This is a genomic window from Pseudoalteromonas sp. 0802 (assembly GCF_013350085.1).
In the GTDB taxonomy this organism is placed as follows: domain Bacteria; phylum Pseudomonadota; class Gammaproteobacteria; order Enterobacterales; family Alteromonadaceae; genus Pseudoalteromonas.
In genome coordinates, this window is the sequence record NZ_JABVXE010000107.1 from 1 (window position 1) to 379 (window position 379).

Here is a 379-nt window from a genome sequence, read left to right on the forward strand (position 1 = left end):
CTTTAAAAACTTCGGGTTGTCGGCCACGAAACCGTTCGAACCAACCACCGTTTGCTTTGAGTTGATGTCAAAGCCAGAGAGCATTTCCAAAACTTGTTTAGCCGTTTTGCATTCCACTTCCTGAGTGATACTGCATTCCTATTTTCCGTGATGATATTGAACAGTGACGGTCTTAATTTTGCTCACTAGCTCACTATGCAGAGCGATTGGCACTTTGCCGACCTTCGGAATACTGATATCGCCATTTTCGATTCGAATGCAATTGGCATTATTAACGGCTCGAAACGAGTCATTGTGAAGTCTTTTCTTTTTGTATGAGACTTTATGCTTTGGAAAGCGCTGCAAACGAACCTTTGAAAAAGCATTCTTAACAGCAGTT

1 pseudogene is annotated in these 379 nt (G+C 42.0%); it reads right to left on the reverse strand.

Features of this window, described 5'->3' with window-relative positions:
• Positions 1 to 138: 138 nt before the first annotated feature.
• Positions 139 to 379 (reverse strand): annotated as a pseudogene (locus HUS61_RS22085) (RNA-guided endonuclease TnpB family protein); the annotation flags it as partial.